Here is a 16,053-nt window from a genome sequence, read left to right as displayed (position 1 = left end):
CTGTCTACTGGAAACCATTCACGAAAAAACCCCCAAACCGGGGTTATATGACATAAGCGTAGGGCTTCGTGTCGAATAAACACTTACCCATACCAATCAAGGGGATAAATCGCATATTTCGATATATCCATTTACCGTTCGACATAACAGATGTTGGAAGATGCATTTCACTAAAATTGAGAATAGTGGAAAGATCATTCTTTGTCAACCAGTTTTCCTTTTTCAGGAAAACGATATCAGCGTCTGCGCCAGTTGTCAAGCTTCCTTTTCGTGGATACAGTCCAACTGCTTTTGCAACATTTGTCGAAGCGAGCCTGACTAGCAAGCATAGCAATTCTTCGGGCGTACACCAGCTCTTCCGTGTATCAATCCGCACATCGTGAATCGGAGATGCTACTTGCCAGCTCCCAAACCATTGGCGATGTAATTGACGAAGACCTTGATCCGTCACTTCAGCCGGCAAACGAAAGATATGCAGGTACGGGTCATTTTCTTCAAAATGAAAGGCCGCTTGAGAATCAGTAATGACAGTACGCAACCGCCAATAACGAGTAGCCTCCAGCCAACTCTTTCGAATGAATTCCCGTTGTTCCTTTTTCAGAAACGGATCATTTTGTACCTGCATGTGCAGGATCGTATGTTTAGACGTATGAAGTTGCAAAAGCGTTTCCCATTTTATTGTGGAAATTTCTTCTGGATTTCGAATCGTGACATGAAACGAAGAATAGCCATGATTCATCCATTCCCCTAAGCGGTCACCATGAAGATCAGCGACATCGATTTCTACGTGCCAAACGTAATCCAACAAGCTGTTGAAATGCTGCGTTTGTTGGAAGTGAATTTGCGGTCTGCTCATCCAACGCTCTGGCCGGAAGACGTCTACCAGGCTTGTACATCCCGTGCTGATGAGATTTCGCATGGCCGCTATATAAACATCTACATCTTTGATTTTATACAACGAATGTGTCAGGAGTGCGACAAAACCGGGCAGAAGATACATACCGGTAGCATCTATTTCTTCAAATAAATCGTTGAAGGGGTTTTTCGTCAAGGTGTCTTTAGCAATTCGTACAATTTTTCCTTGACGGATCCAAATATCTGCTTCTTTCATTCCCCGTGCTGTGACAATCGTTCCCCCGCGTATGACCATCCCTCGCTCCAGCATAGCTCGTCCCCCTCCTACTTCTCTTGCGGACACTACCTTTGTACGAGCATATGCACAGACCGGGGAAAAAGTACTCATTCGAGTCAAACCGCTTTTTAAACAAAAAAAGACCGCCGTTGATGTAAGCGCATTCAAACGACGGTAGCACACACGTGCTTTCTTATATTGGATAGGAGTGGAGAGAAACCATACTGTAGTTTTATAATAAACGGAATGTAAGCGCTTGTCAAATCATTTTTGCTAAAATTCGGAACGCTTTTCCTTCGCACAAAAAAAGAAGCCTGCTCCCCTATAAAGGAACAGACTTCTCTTTCATTCTTTCATTACTGGCTGATCTTCACAAGCAAGTCATGGAAGCCAGGGAACGATACATCAATCGCATCATCATTTTCGATTGTCGTCTCCCCATCGGCAACGAGACCTGCGATCGCCATCGCCATGCCAATTCGATGATCCCCCATGCTATCGATGACAGCCCCTGTAAGTCCAGTCTTTCCTTCGATGATCATTCCGTCATCTGTAGGTGTCACCCTCGCACCGAATTTGGACAGTTGGCTCACCACCGTGGCAATACGATCCGTTTCTTTTACTTTCAGCTCTTCGGCATCACGGATAACGGTTTGTCCTTTTGCCTGCGTTGCCATGACTGCAATCACTGGAATTTCGTCAATCAGACGCGGAATAATATCTCCGGCGATTTCAATACCATGTAGCTCCGAATGCGTCACGAGGAGGTCTGCAACCGGCTCTTCATTTACGACTCGCTCATTCAAAAGCTCCAGGCTTCCCCCCATCGCCTTGACAACATCAATGATGCCCGTGCGGCTTGGGTTGATTCCGACGTTTTCAATGAGAAGAGAGCTGCCTGGTACGACCATTACAGCTGCAATCAAAAAGGCAGCGGAAGAAATGTCACCAGGAACAGAAATGGCACGGCCCTTCAGTTTTTGTCCACCCTCTACTGAAACGGTCAAACCATCACGCACAACCTGTACACCAAATGCTTGCAGCATACGCTCTGTATGATCGCGGGATAAATGTGGCTCTGTTACACTCGTCACGCCTTTTGCCTGCAACCCTGCCAGCATAATCGCTGACTTCACTTGTGCACTTGCAACCGGGGATTGATACGCGATCCCTTGAAGCTCCCCACCCCGAATGGATAGCGGTGTGAATTCGCCGTCTTTTCTTCCGTCGATTTTGGCGCCCATTTGACGGAGTGGTCCGATCACGCGGCGCATTGGTCTTTTGGCTATAGACTCATCGCCTTCCATCACCACATGGAAAGGCTGTGTCGCCATGATCCCTGCCATTAAGCGAATGGTCGTACCGGAGTTCCCAACATCCAAATGTTGAGATGGTTCCTGCAAACCATACCAGCCTTTTCCCTGTACGGTTACGGCATCTCCTTGTTGTTCAATCTCGATACCCATCCGACGGAAGCAGCTAATCGTGCTCAAGCAATCGGCACCTGGCAAAAAGCCTTCAATAGTCGTCGTTCCTTCTGCTAGAGCACCAAACATAACTGCACGGTGGGAAATGGATTTATCTCCTGGCACGCGAACGGTACCTTTGATTTGTTTGGCTTGTTGTACGCGAAGCATTACTTCCACTCCTTTTCTCTCTCACGCTCTCCCAGATCACCAGTCGCACTGTGAAGCGTCTTCGTTGTAAAGTGTGTTTGCATAAAAACACTTATGTGCGCTTGTATACATTGTAATCGAAAAAGCGAAGAACTTCCTCTCCCTTTTCCAACTCTTGTTGCGAATGGAACGTAATCCGTAGCACCCCATAAATGTCTTCTCGTGTCTCTCTGATTTGGAGATTCGTGATGTTGATTTGTCTTGCTCCCAACAATGTCGTAATTCGTCCGATTTCACCCGGGTGGTCCGGGATATCGATATACAAATCGTTCAAAGGAGGCAATGCACCCGTTTTACGCTCTGGCAAACTGTCGCGAAATTCTCGGGCCGTTTTGAAGAAATGCTCGATTCCTTTTGGATCTCCCTGTTCTACCAGAGAAACGACATCTTCTAATGCGTTTGCCCAATCTTTTGCGATTTTTAGGATCGGATCACGATTTTGCAGCAAAATGTCACGCCACATCTGAGGGTTGCTCGAAGCAATGCGCGTAATGTCACGGAAGCCACCAGCAGCAAGGGTTGCATGCCAAGCATTTTCTTCGTCGTACCCTGCCACCAGATTGACCAGAGCAGAAGCGAGAATATGCGGGAAATGACTAACTGCACCCACGACCTGATCATGCGAATCCGCGTCCATTTGCACGATTTTTGCGCGAGTCAGTGAAAGTAGTTCAGACAATTGCTTTACTTTTTCTTCAGATGTTCCCGGCGCTGGTGTCAAAACATAATAGGCGTTTTCCATCAGACGATCAGAAGCAGCTTCCACGCCGGATTTGTGCGAGCCGGCCATTGGATGTCCACCTATAAACGTTACATGGTCGGGAATGACATCCCCCGCTTGTCTCACAATACCTGCTTTTGTACTGCCAACATCTGTAATGATCACACCCGGCTGCAGTTCCATTTCCACTAACGAGCGAATGGTTGCAACGATTTGCTCTACAGGTGATGCGAGGAAAATGACATTTGCTTCTCGAACTGCGGTCTGCAAATCAGTTGTGCCTGCATGAATGACACCCAAGGTCAGTGCTTTATCTAAACAATCCTGACGTAAATCGTAACCGACTACCCGAATATTGGGATCGCGTCGCATTGACAGCGCGATGGAGCCGCCGATCAATCCGACGCCGATTACAGTAATAGTGGTTTTTTTCATCTCCACTCTCTATCCTTCCTATATCTCTCTTAGACAAAAATGCCGAGGCATGCCCGGCATCTTCGTCCTTTATTTCAATGCTCCAGTCACGATTTCTTTTAAGACAGAAAGAATCTTGTCATTTTGCTCTTTGGTCCCGATCGTAATACGTTGAAAACCCGGGAAGCCTAGCGCATTACCAGAGCGAACGATAATGCCTTGAGAGAGCAGCTTTTTGAATACCTCATCGGAATCCTTTTTCAAATCAACCAAGATAAAGTTGGTCTGAGATGGATAGTAGGAGAGTCCCCACTCGTCAAATGAATCGGTAAACTGCTTCATGCCTTCTCGGTTACGATCACGGCATGTTTTCACAAATTCCTGGTCTTGTAATGCCGCACGTGCTGCTACCTGTCCAAGTGTGCCTGTATTGAAAGGCTCACGCACATGTTCCAGTGAGGAAATGAGCTCTTCTGACGCGATCCCGTAGCCGATACGAAGGGCAGCCAGACCGTAGATTTTGGAGAACGTACGCAAAATAATCAGGTTCGGATACTCAGCAAGCATCGGTACTGTTTGTGGATATTCTGGGTCCACCACATACTCGTAGTAAGCCTCATCCAACACGACGAGGACATCTTTTGGAGCCTTTTTCATAAAAGCTTCCAACTCGGATGTTGTTACAATCGTACCTGACGGATTGTTCGGGTTACATATCCATACGACCTTTGTTTGTTCGTTGATGGCAGCCGCCATCGCTTCAAGATCGTGAACGCCATCTTTCAACGGCACCTCAATCAAGTCTGCACCTTCAATAATCCCATTTGAGCGATACTGCGAGAACGTTTGCGTCGCCATGACTGCATTTGTTCCTTCGCTCAAAAAAGCACGAGAGATCATCAACAGAATTTCATCAGACCCGTTGCCGAAAAACAATTGGCCTGGTTTGACTCCGAGGAAGTCAGCAAGATCCCAGCGCAGATTAAGGCTTGCACCGTCTGGATAAAGGGCCAAATTGTCCAACTGTTCCGCAATGGCAGCTTTCGCCTTCGGTGAGGAACCAAAAGGATTTTCGTTGGACGCCAGCTTGATGACTTCGGTCAAACCATATTCACGTTTCACGTCATCAATCGGCTTGCCAGGTTGATATACCGGGGCATTGAGTATGCGTTGTTTCGGTTGCATCCACGTTCACTCCAGTCACATTTTTCCCACTATTGTAGCGCACTGGCTAACTGATGTACAAAGGTTTTTATTTTTTCTACAGCTTCTGGCATCTGTTTGGGGTCTTTCAGCTGCTCAGCATACTCCTCGATTTGCTGTACGATGGCACTTCCCACAATGACACCATCCGTATGGGGTGCTACTGCTCGTACCTGATCCGGTGTGGATATGCCGAAGCCTACCGCAGTAGGAACCGATGTGCTGGCTTTTACTCGTTCCAGAAAATCTGCCAAATCCTCGCGCAGATCCGCGCGGGCACCCGTCACACCGAGAGACGATACACAATAAAGGAATCCCGTTGCTTGCGCGCCGATCATGTTCATTCTGGAACTGGAAGTTGGTGCTACGAGTGAAATGACATGAATGCCATGCTGTTTTGCTGCCGTTACTGCTGGACCGTTTTCCTCAATCGGCAAATCCGGAATGACAACTCCGTCCGCACCATAGGCAGCGAGATCGGCAAAAAAGCGCTCGATACCATATTGCAAAACCGGATTGAAGTAGGTGAACAGGACGATGGATGCCTCCATACCTGATTCCCGGAGCCTTTTGACCAATTGCAAAGCTTCCCTGATCGTCACACCATTTTTCAATGCACGCTCTGAAGCCCGTTGTATCGTTGGGCCATCTGCCAAAGGATCAGAGTAAGGGACCCCGAGCTCGATGAGATCTGCTCCGGCTTCGACCATCGCTTTTACGAGATGAAAGGTTGCTTCTATCGAAGGATCGCCTACCGTTAGAAACGGGATGAATCGTTTGCGATCACGATCCGCGAATAATTGATCGATTCTGTTAAGAGCGGTCGTCATGATTACTCTCCCCCTTCTGCTGTCAGCGCTTCTTGAATAGTCAGTACGTCCTTATCGCCTCGACCGGACAAACAGATTACTAATATTTTGTCTGAAGACATCTCTTTTGCACGTTTTATTGCTTCCGCTATCGCATGTGCGCTCTCCAACGCTGGAATGATGCCTTCCGTTTGGCAAAGTACTTGTACCGCCTCGAGTGCTTCCGCATCTGTTACCGATGTATAGGTTACTCTTCCACTGTCTTTGAGATAAGCGTGCTCAGGTCCTACTCCTGGATAATCCAAGCCAGCCGAAATCGAATGCGCTTCTTGCACCTGTCCGCCTTCATCCTGCAACAAGTAAGTTAAGGAACCATGGATGACTCCCGGGCGTCCAAGTGTTAGTGTTGCCGCATGCTTTTCGGTATCGATTCCTTTTCCTGCCGCTTCTACTCCTCTGAGCGCGACCGACTCATCCTGTATGAACGGATAAAACATGCCAATCGCATTGCTGCCTCCACCGACGCAAGCAACGACCTCGTCTGGCAGCCTTCTGAGCATTTGCAGGACTTGACTCCGTGTCTCTTCACCGATAATTTTTTGGAATTCGCGAACCATGTATGGGTATGGATGTGGGCCAACGACAGATCCGATGACGTAGAACATGTCATCTACGTGAGACACCCAATGGCGAATCGCTTCGTTTGTCGCATCCTTAAGTGTACGAGAGCCGGATACCGCAGGGATGACTTCGGCTCCAAGCAGCTTCATCCGAAAAACATTCAAAGACTGGCGACGAATATCTTCCTCCCCCATGAACACCTTGCAAGAGAGTCCGAGCTTTGCCGCGACAGTTGCACTTGCCACTCCGTGCTGACCAGCGCCCGTTTCGGCAATAATTGATTTTTTGCCCATCCGTTTGGCTAACAATGCTTGGCCCAAAGCATTGTTTAATTTATGCGCCCCCGTATGATTGAGATCTTCTCGTTTCAAATAGATTTGGGCGCCGCCGACCGCTTTTGTCAAACGCTCTGCATAGGTGAGCGGGGTTGGGCGTCCAGCATACTCGCTGAGCAGTCCATTTAATTCCTGAACAAATGCCGGGTCACGACGCGCTTCTTCAAAAGCGATCTCGAGCTCTGTCACTGCATTCATCAAGGTCTCTGGAATAAACTTGCCTCCGAAGTCACCAAATCGCCCGTTTTCGTCAGGCACGACTCGCGTAGTTGTTTGAATGTTGTTCATGCGCCTTCACCCTCTCCACCAATGTTTTCATTTTTTCAGCGTCTTTTTCGCCATCCGTCTCTACACCACTGGACACATCGACAATTCCTGCCTGATACTGTCCCGTTAATTCTCCGACATTCCCCGCATGAATCCCGCCAGCGATGATGCAGTCTGCTTCCTCGCATGCTGCTTGCAATGCAGGGATTTGCTCCCACGAAAACTTTTTCCCTGTGCCGCCTGCTTGAGTAGGGTCATACGTATCAAATAAAAAGGCACTGACAATGCCACGATAGGATTGAATTGCTTGCGCAGCATCCGCTTCTCCGCCCACGGCCAACGCCTTCCACACCGGAATAGCGAACCGCTCCCGAACTTGCTGGCAAAATTGCGGCGTCTCCTGTCCATGCAGTTGGATCACGGATAGCGGTGCCTTGCTTAGCACTTCCTCCAGCTCTTCCATCGTCGGATTAACGAACACCCCTACAGCAGGAGGATGGCCTGGAACGGCTGCAAGCAATTGTCCCGCAGTTTGGGCATCAACTTGTCGCTTACTTGGGGCAAAAACAAGGCCAACGTAATCGACTTCCAGTGCCTTTAACAGCGCAAGTGTTTCCGCCCGCTTGATCCCACATATTTTCAAACGAGTCATAGACTCACCCCCGGTGCTGCTTCTCCTACAAGGTCAATTACTGCGCGCTCTACGTCTGTTTGGCGCATAAAATGCTCTCCAACCAGTACAGCCCTGGCACCTGCACTTCGTACATTTTCAATATCCGCTGGTGTCGAAATCCCACTTTCGCTCACGATCGTCAATGACGCAGGCAGTTCTGCAATCAACTCATGTGTAACGGCTAGGTCCGTTTGAAACGTATTCAAGTTTCGATTGTTGATTCCGAGCAATTTCGGTTCCATTGCTTGAAAAACAAGCTCGCATTCGCGTTTGTCATGAACCTCGACCAGTACATCCATACCCAGCTCCTCGGCAGTTTGGTTCAGGTGGCGAAGCGTTTCCCGATCGAGAATGGCAGCAATGAGTAGCACGCAATCAGCACCTGCTGCTCTTGCTTCCACGACTTGAATTTCATCCAGAAGAAAGTCTTTTCTAAGTAACGGACGATCAACTGCCTCGTGAATTTGCCGTAGATAGCTCAAACTCCCCTGAAAAAAAGACTCGTCTGTCAAAACGGACAAACATTCTGCGCGAGCGGCCTGATAAGCCTTCGCGATGGTTACTGCTTGGAAAGCAGGTCGGATCAACCCTTTGGACGGGGATGCTTTTTTCACTTCGGCAATCACGCTTACAGGCCGTACACTCGTCTCCAATGCTTGACGAAATCCGCGTGGACGCTGGACTTCCTTCGTTGCAAAAAGCAATGCTGACACGGTTGTATCTGTATAAAGTCGTGCGATCTCTTCACGTTTCTTTTCCACGATTTTACGAAGCATGAATCATACCTCCTGCGATTTGACGAACGTGCTCGAGCTTGCGCATGACCAGTCCGCCGTCGATCAGTTCCGCTGCACGTATAACCCCTGTTTCAATCGAGCTAACCCGATCTGCCAGGTAGAGGATCGCGCCCGCATTCAGCAAAACGATGTCGCGTGCTGCCCCGCGTGCTCCAGAAAACACGTCGTGAATGATCTTGGCATTCTCATTGGCATCACCGCCGCGCAAAGCATCTTTCTCATGTCTGCGCAGACCGAACTGTTCTGGCTCGATTTCATATGTCAAAATCCGCCCATCCCGCAACTCGGCAATATGGCTCGTTCCCGTAACAGTCAATTCATCCAGTCCATCCGAGCCTGCTACAACGAGCGCTCTTTTCACATCGAGCTCGTGTAAGACTGCGGCCACATTCGGAAGCAACTTGGCATCATAGACGCCCATCAGCTGATGGCTGGCACCTGCTGGATTTGTCAATGGTCCAAGTAAGTTAAACACCGTGCGAATCGCCAATTCTTTTCGCGGGCCAGCCGCATGCTTCATCGCTTGGTGGTAAAGAGGAGCGAACAGGAAGCAGAGATTAGTCGCGCGCAGGCAATCTGCGGTGTCCTTGGGAGATAAATTGACGGGCACTCCCAACGCTTCCAACACATCAGCACTGCCGCTTTTGCTGGAAACCGCACGATTCCCGTGCTTGGCGATGCGCACACCGTCAGCTGCTGCGACAACTGCACTTGCCGTCGAAATGTTAAAGGTATGACTTCCATCTCCGCCTGTTCCGCAGGTGTCTACCAGACCTGGCAGTTCGATGGGAAAACTCATCGCCCGCGCTCTCATGGCTTTGGCAAAACCGATAATCTCTTCCACCTGCTCACCCTTCAAGCGAAGGCTTGCCAAAAATGCACCGATCTGAGCTGGAGTTGCCTTTCCGTCCATAATCTCGCCCATGGCCTCTTCTGCAACCGTCCGTGTTAAATGCTTCCCAAGCAGAATTTGTTCTAGCGCGTATGTTAGCATGACAACTCCACCTTTCTGACAAACAACTGTTCCGCTTTTTCTAGCGCAGAGAGCATCGCTGCTGCTTTGTTCACCGTCTCTTGGTATTCACTCGCAGGGACCGAGTCCGCTACGATGCCTGCACCTGCCTGCACATGTGCGTATCCATCCTGAAAGAACAACGTTCGAATCGTGATGCAGCTATCGAGTGAACCATCAAACGAAATGTAGCCGATTGCTCCCGCATACAAATGGCGTGCGTCAGGCTCGAGCTCTGCAATAATTTCCATCGCCCTCAGCTTCGGAGAACCAGATACTGTACCAGCCGGAAAAGCACTCAGCAATGCATCGAAAGCGTGCAGTCCCTCCCGAAGCTTGCCAGTCACATGCGAAACCATATGCATCACGTGGGAGTAGTTTTCAATCACCAATGCTTCTTCCACTTTCACGCTTCCATAAGCAGAGACCTTTCCAACATCGTTGCGCCCTAGATCCAGCAGCATGTAGTGCTCGGCTCTCTCCTTCTTATCTGCCAAAAGATCAGCCGCCAATGCAGCATCTTCTTGTGGGGTCGCCCCCCTTTTTCGCGTTCCTGCAATCGGACGCATCTCTACTTTTTCATCCTCTACACGCACGAGCAGTTCTGGGGAAGTCCCGACGACTGTCTCTCCCTCGTATTCGAGATAGTACATGTATGGGGAAGGATTCAACGTACGCAGCAATCGATACACTGCAAAAGGATCGACTTCAGTCTTTACGGAAAAACGTTGGGACAACACGACTTGAAAAATGTCGCCGGCTGCGATGTATTCTTTCGCCTGCACGACTAGCTGCTCGTATTGCTCCCGCGTCATATTTGGCTCTACTGTCAATGGCGCTGGTGTATCAGTTGCTACTTGAATGCGTTGATCCATTTCAAGCGGAGCCATGACTTTGGCAGCCAACTCCTCGATTCGTTCGCAGACGTGCTTGTATTTTTCGCCAATAGTTTCCTCAGTGTCTCCTGGTTCCACATGGAGGTTCACAATCAATTGAATTTCCTGCTTCAAATGATCAAAGGCTATCATCTCATCGACGAACAGGAAGCGCATATCCGGGACTCGTACAGCCTCCTTGCGATGTGCTGGTAAATTTTCGAAATAGCGCAACGTATTGTAGCCGAAAAAGCCTACCGCACCACCACTGAGACGAGGCAACCCAGGCAGCTTCGGGCTTTTGTAACGATCGGTTTCTTCACGCAAAAAGGAGACGGGATTTCCTGTGTGAACAAGCTTTTCACCAGTGCGATAGGAAACGCTAATTTCTTCACCCTTTGCTTCCACGATTTGAAAAGGATTCATGCCAATGAACGAAAAACGCGCCCAGCGAGCACCACCTTCTACGCTCTCCAGCAAAAAGGAATCACTTTTGCGAATCTTCTGATACAAACGAATCGGTGTCTCTTGATCCGCCAACAGTTTCATGCTTACAGGGATAAGGGAATACGACGCCGATAGGGTCTTAACCTCGGCAAGGGAAGGGAAATACATGGACTCTCATCTCCTCAATTAGTGGGAGAGAAAAGGGAATGAGACATCCACCTTTTCTACACCCGCTTCTAGAGCGAGAGGTAGGGGGGAGAAATATTTGTATACAAAAAAATCCAGACAAAGAGACCTGGATTGGGTGTCAATATGTACCCAGCCTTCTCTTCTCTCCTCAACCTAACTCATCTCAACTCTGCTCAACTCATTCTCTGCTCTCAGCCGGCTTTTGCTTATTACCGGAAAAACGAGGCGCTCTCGTTTCACTTATGGTAAAAGAGAGCGCCCTAATTGTCAACCGCGATTTGTCAAATCCGGGCGCAGCTTGACTGCTTCGCGCAAAAACACATGATGAATGTCTTTTGCTGTCTTGTCCGTATTCACATGCATCATGACACGAATACAAAGCGGCAAGCCACCTGGCACCGGGATTTCTCTTGCGCACATGAGCGGTACGTATTGCCAAGCTTCTCCTTCAAGCAGACGGGCCGCTTGAGCGGGGAAGGTCGCACAGAGGTCCTCTGTCGTCGTGATAATAATGCTGCCAATGTCTTCGGGGTTTACTTCATTGCGGGCTACCATTTCCTCCAACAACCATTTTGTTGAGGAGACAATCTCTTCGCGCGTATCGGCTTCCACCGTGACCGCGCCTCTGATTCCTCTCATTCCCATCCTTATCCCTCCACTTCTTCTCTCATGACTCCCAGTATGAGTTCTTCTTCTATATTTTTGACGACTTCCACCTGCCCGATAGCCCTAGGCAACACCAATGCCAGCTTTCCGCCTACCGTCTTTTTGTCTCGTTTCATGGCTTCCAGCACAGCTTCTGGCGAGAGATTGCCCGGCCACGCCGTTGGCAGGTGGAACAATTCCAGCATCCGTTTCGTGCGGTTGTATACACCAGTCTCGGCAAAACCAATCCGTTCCGCTACCTTGGCTGCCAAACACATGCCAATTGAGATGGCTTCCCCATGATTTAGAGTGGAGTAAGCAGATAGCGCTTCAAAGGCATGACCAAACGTATGACCCAAATTAAGCAATGCACGTTGCCCTTGTTCTGTCTCGTCTTGGGAAACAATAGCCGCTTTGACTGCACAGCCTTTTTCAATGGCTTTCCCTAATAATTCTGAATCGAGCTGCCATAGCCTTTCAGCGTTGTCTTCCAGCCAATCGACAAAGGCAGCATCGGCGATAAGTCCATGCTTAACAACCTCTGCAAAGCCTGCTGCGACTTCACGCTTCGGTAAACTATGCAAGGCTTTCGTGTCGTAAATGACAACTTTGGGCTGATGGAAAGCACCAATGAGATTTTTTCCGAGCGGATGATTGATCGCTACTTTTCCACCAACCGAGCTATCATGTGCGAGCAAGGTAGTCGGCATTTGAACAAAATCAATGCCGCGCATGTACGTAGCAGCCACAAATCCTGCCAAGTCTCCAACGACTCCACCACCGAGAGCCAATACAGCAGACTTCCTGTCCAGTCCTGCATCAATTGCCTCTGTTATCAATCGTTCGTAGACAGTCAGGCTCTTCGATTGTTCTCCAGCAGCGATGACAGCTGAGTGGGCCTGATACCCATGCTGCCGCAATACATCGAGCAAAGGCTCTAAATAATGAACGGCTACATTCTCATCTGTGACAATCATCAACTTGCTAGTAGAAGCAATGCCTGCCTCTACTAGCAACGCTGCAGCCTGGTGCAAAAGACCATCACCTATCACAATCTCGTAGGAGCGCTCCCCCAGCTCAACAGTCAGCATCTCCACGCTCATTAGAATTTCTCCGTGTACGCACGGTATTGACGTACGTTTTCTTCCATGTCATCAAGAGAATCAGAAGGGAATTTTTCGCACATAGCACTCGCGATCTCCCATGCTACCACTGCCTCCGCAACGACACTTGCGGCAGGAACAGCACAACTGTCAGAACGCTCAATGCTCGCTGAGAATGGCTCTCTCGAGTCGATATCCACACTCATCAACGGTTTGTACAAGGTAGGAATCGGCTTCATGACACCGCGAACAACTACAGGCATTCCTGTCGTCATACCGCCTTCGAGTCCACCTGCACGATTTGTTTTTCGGCTGTAGCCAGTTTCTTCGTTCCAAATAATCTCGTCATGAACTTGTGAGCCTTTCAGACCGGCTGCCTCGAATCCGATACCGATTTCGACACCTTTGAAAGCCTGAATACTCATGATTGCCTGTGCAAGACGTCCATCCAGCTTGCGGTCCCATTGCACGTGGCTACCCAAACCAATTGGCACGCCTTCAACGATCACTTCTACGGTACCACCGAGGGAATCCCCGTCTTCTTTTGCTTTGTCAATCGCTGCCATCATCAGTGGTTCGGCTTCTTTATCCAAACAGCGTACTGGCGATTCTTCGGTGCGGGCAATCAGCTCGTCCAGACTTACTTCTTGTCTCTTCGCCACGATCTCATTGATCTGGAGTACCTGCCCGCCTATACGGATACCAAATTGAGCCAGCAATTGGCGAGCGACTGCACCAACAGCTACGCGGACAGTAGTCTCACGAGCGCTGGAACGTTCCAGAATATTGCGCATATCGCGTTGATGATACTTAATCGCCCCGTTTAAATCAGCATGTCCAGGGCGTGGACGGGAGACACGACGCTTTTCTTCAGTGCCTTCCTCTACAGGCTCAGCGCTCATGATTCCTTGCCAATGCGTCCAATCATTATTTTCAACGACCAGTGTGATAGGAGCTCCGGTTGTATATCCATGACGGACACCAGAAAGAATTTTCACCTGATCCTTTTCAATCTGCATTCTTCTGCCGCGGCCATGGCCTTTCTGACGACGTGCCAACTGCTCATTAATTTCCTCAATGGAAATCGGCAGGTTGCTCGGTACGCCCTCAATGATAGCTGTTAATTGCGGCCCGTGGGATTCCCCTGCTGTCAAGTAACGCATCTCTATCCTTCCTCCATCCTCCAGGCAGCCTGTATCCCCTTCAGGTTCTCTTTTTGGGGTGCTGTCCTTTATCACTTTTAAGCGCTATAATATCATACCTAGTACGCCGTGGAAATACAAAAGTGGGAAACGTCTGCGAAAAACCTTTTCTTCCTACAGGAAAACGCCCCTCCGCATGGGGAGAAGCGCTCTCTTTACGCTATCGCGAATGAATCAGGATTGATATTCCTACAAGTTAAGGAAACCTCTATCGTTGATCGCTCACAGAGGAGCGACTGCGTTTTAGGGGAAAGTTTCCATGCGTTCCGGAATATATAAACGAAGTGTTTATATATTCCTACACGTTGAAAAAAGGATTGGGGCTCAGCGGTTTGCGAGTGTGATCCACGCGTAACAAATCATCTAGTTGTGTCCTCTCCGCCCCTAAAATCTGACCACATTCCTGCAGCGTGATCAGCCCTCGACGGTATGCTTCGATGACCTTGTGTTTATCCATCTGCTGCCTCCTCTTGCAAAGTAGGTATTCCTAGTCTTGGGAAAAAACAGCAGAGATATACCAAGGCCAACAGGAATCAACCCATTTTCCGATAGAAGAACGTATCCTCTGTCTCCAGTTGGTATTGTTGCGGCTGAAAAATTTGTTCCGTGCTACCTACAAAGAGTACTCCACCAGGTTTCAGGGCCCGGCTAAACTTGTGATACAGCTCATGCTTTGCTTCTTCGGTAAAGTAAATCATCACGTTCCGGCAAATAATTAAATCAAATTGAGAATCAAATGAGTCCGCCAATAAATTATGTTTTTTGAACGTCACTTTTCTCTTCACTTCGTCCGTGATGCGATAGCTGAGTGTATCTTTTTCAAAATACTTTGCTACGAGGTCTTTCGGACAATCTTGCAGGGAGCGGTCCGTGTACACCCCTTGCTTCGCTTTTGCCAGTGCTCCCTCATCAATATCGGAAGCGAGCACGGTCGCATCCATCTTCATGCGTAGCAAAATCAGTGAGAGTGTGTACGGCTCCTCCCCTGTCGAGCATGCCGCACTCCAGCATTTCACCCGCGGCGATTGCTTTGCCAAGCGTGGCAAAATTTTATTCTCGAGAACTTCCCACCGGCCTGGATTCCGGAAAAATTCCGATACGTTGATGGTCATCCTATCGAGGAACTCATAGAAAAGCTCCTTGTCTTTAGCGATGGCATCGAAATACTGGGCAAATGTGTTGTACCCCCGCTTTTGTCTCAACGAGGTTAGACGGCGCTTCATCTGTGCTTCCTTGTAGAGGGCAAGATCAATTCCAGTCATTTTTTTCACACTAGCAATAAATTGGAGAAAGTCCTTATCTTCCATGCTGAATCGTACCCCCTTTGAAAACTCCCTAACTTCATTCGCTATATTTCGTCATTATCCTATCTGTTTTGACAAAGAATTTGACAAAAAAAAGAAAACCCCAACAAATGGGGTCTTCTCGATCCATCTTAGATCCAGCGTTGGATGGTTTTCTCGAAGGAGAGAACTTCTTCTGCGGAGAACCACAGACCGATTTCACGCTCAGCGCTCTCAGGAGAGTCAGAACCGTGGATGATGTTCATGCCAACGGAAGTAGCGAAATCGCCACGGATCGTACCGGAAGCAGCGTCTACCGGGTTTGTTTTGCCCATCATAGCGCGAGCAGTTGTGATTACGTTGTTACCTTGCCATACCATAGCGAATACTGGTCCGGAAGTGATGAAGTCTACCAGTTCACCGAAGAATGGACGCTCTTTGTGCTCTGCATAGTGTTCTTCAGCCAATTCGCGGCTTACTGTCATCAGCTTAGCACCTACGAGTTGGTAGCCTTTTTTCTCAAAACGGGATACGATTTCACCAATCAGGTTACGTTGTACGCCATCTGGTTTTACCATAAGGAATGTTTTTTCCATTGTAAGTATGCCTCCATTAGAGCTATGTATTGGTGAATAGGACACCAACGAAA

General features: G+C 48.8%; 16 protein-coding genes. All 16 read right to left on the bottom strand.

Features of this window, described 5'->3' with window-relative positions; genetic code table 11:
• Positions 1-43 precede the first annotated feature (43 nt).
• Positions 44-1,165, bottom strand: a complete 1,122-nt coding sequence (locus KB186_RS05060; protein ID WP_173609497.1) for an amidohydrolase family protein — start codon at positions 1,163-1,165, stop codon at positions 44-46.
• Between the two features lie 323 nt (positions 1,166-1,488).
• The gene (gene aroA, locus KB186_RS05055) at positions 1,489-2,769 is read right to left on the bottom strand and encodes a 3-phosphoshikimate 1-carboxyvinyltransferase (RefSeq protein WP_173609498.1); all 1,281 of its coding nucleotides are present in this window, start codon (positions 2,767-2,769) and stop codon (positions 1,489-1,491) included.
• Between the two features lie 91 nt (positions 2,770-2,860).
• Positions 2,861-3,964 (bottom strand): prephenate dehydrogenase, encoded by a 1,104-nt coding sequence (locus tag KB186_RS05050; RefSeq protein ID WP_173609830.1) that lies wholly within the window; start codon positions 3,962-3,964, stop codon positions 2,861-2,863.
• Positions 3,965-4,033: 69 nt separating this feature from the next.
• Positions 4,034-5,128, bottom strand: a complete 1,095-nt coding sequence (gene hisC, locus KB186_RS05045; protein WP_173609499.1) for a histidinol-phosphate transaminase — start codon at positions 5,126-5,128, stop codon at positions 4,034-4,036.
• Between the two features lie 29 nt (positions 5,129-5,157).
• On the bottom strand, positions 5,158-5,976 hold the full coding sequence (gene trpA, locus KB186_RS05040; RefSeq protein WP_173609500.1) for a tryptophan synthase subunit alpha: 819 nt from the start codon (positions 5,974-5,976) through the stop codon (positions 5,158-5,160).
• A gap of 2 nt (positions 5,977-5,978) precedes the next feature.
• Positions 5,979-7,199, bottom strand: coding sequence for a tryptophan synthase subunit beta (trpB, locus tag KB186_RS05035; RefSeq protein WP_173609501.1), 1,221 nt, complete (start codon positions 7,197-7,199; stop codon positions 5,979-5,981).
• Complete coding sequence (locus KB186_RS05030; RefSeq protein WP_173609502.1) at positions 7,162-7,830, bottom strand: phosphoribosylanthranilate isomerase; 669 nt, start codon at positions 7,828-7,830, stop codon at positions 7,162-7,164. The genes trpB and KB186_RS05030 overlap by 38 nt, the downstream gene beginning before the upstream one ends.
• Complete coding sequence (gene trpC / locus KB186_RS05025; protein WP_173609503.1) at positions 7,827-8,627, bottom strand: indole-3-glycerol phosphate synthase TrpC; 801 nt, start codon at positions 8,625-8,627, stop codon at positions 7,827-7,829. Before trpC ends, KB186_RS05030 begins: the two co-directional genes overlap by 4 nt.
• A complete protein-coding gene (gene trpD / locus KB186_RS05020; RefSeq protein WP_173609504.1) occupies positions 8,617-9,642 on the bottom strand; it encodes an anthranilate phosphoribosyltransferase in 1,026 nt (341 codons plus the stop codon). Before trpD ends, trpC begins: the two co-directional genes overlap by 11 nt.
• The gene (gene trpE / locus KB186_RS05015; protein ID WP_173609505.1) at positions 9,636-11,150 is read right to left on the bottom strand and encodes an anthranilate synthase component I; all 1,515 of its coding nucleotides are present in this window, start codon (positions 11,148-11,150) and stop codon (positions 9,636-9,638) included. The genes trpD and trpE overlap by 7 nt, the downstream gene beginning before the upstream one ends.
• Before the next feature lie 288 nt (positions 11,151-11,438).
• Positions 11,439-11,816 carry a chorismate mutase gene (gene aroH / locus KB186_RS05010; protein WP_048032642.1) on the bottom strand — a complete coding sequence of 126 codons (378 nt, stop codon included), beginning with the start codon at positions 11,814-11,816 and terminating at the stop codon, positions 11,439-11,441.
• Positions 11,817-11,818: 2 nt separating this feature from the next.
• Positions 11,819-12,919, bottom strand: coding sequence for a 3-dehydroquinate synthase (aroB, locus tag KB186_RS05005; RefSeq protein ID WP_232773189.1), 1,101 nt, complete (start codon positions 12,917-12,919; stop codon positions 11,819-11,821).
• Complete coding sequence (gene aroC / locus KB186_RS05000) at positions 12,919-14,082, bottom strand: chorismate synthase (protein WP_173609507.1); 1,164 nt, start codon at positions 14,080-14,082, stop codon at positions 12,919-12,921. The genes aroB and aroC overlap by 1 nt, the downstream gene beginning before the upstream one ends.
• A gap of 337 nt (positions 14,083-14,419) precedes the next feature.
• Complete coding sequence (locus KB186_RS04995) at positions 14,420-14,578, bottom strand: hypothetical protein (RefSeq protein WP_173609508.1); 159 nt, start codon at positions 14,576-14,578, stop codon at positions 14,420-14,422.
• 76 nt (positions 14,579-14,654) lie between these two features.
• Positions 14,655-15,428: a CheR family methyltransferase gene (locus KB186_RS04990; RefSeq protein ID WP_173609509.1), complete on the bottom strand. Its 774-nt coding sequence runs from the start codon at positions 15,426-15,428 to the stop codon at positions 14,655-14,657.
• Between the two features lie 128 nt (positions 15,429-15,556).
• Positions 15,557-16,000 (bottom strand): nucleoside-diphosphate kinase, encoded by a 444-nt coding sequence (gene ndk, locus KB186_RS04985; protein WP_007716560.1) that lies wholly within the window; start codon positions 15,998-16,000, stop codon positions 15,557-15,559.
• Positions 16,001-16,053: the final 53 nt, after the last annotated feature.

The organism is Brevibacillus sp. AF8 (assembly GCF_021270385.1).
GTDB lineage: Bacteria > Bacillota > Bacilli > Brevibacillales > Brevibacillaceae > Brevibacillus.
Note: the sequence above shows the minus strand (reverse complement) of the source record. Positions and strands in the feature narration are given on the sequence as shown.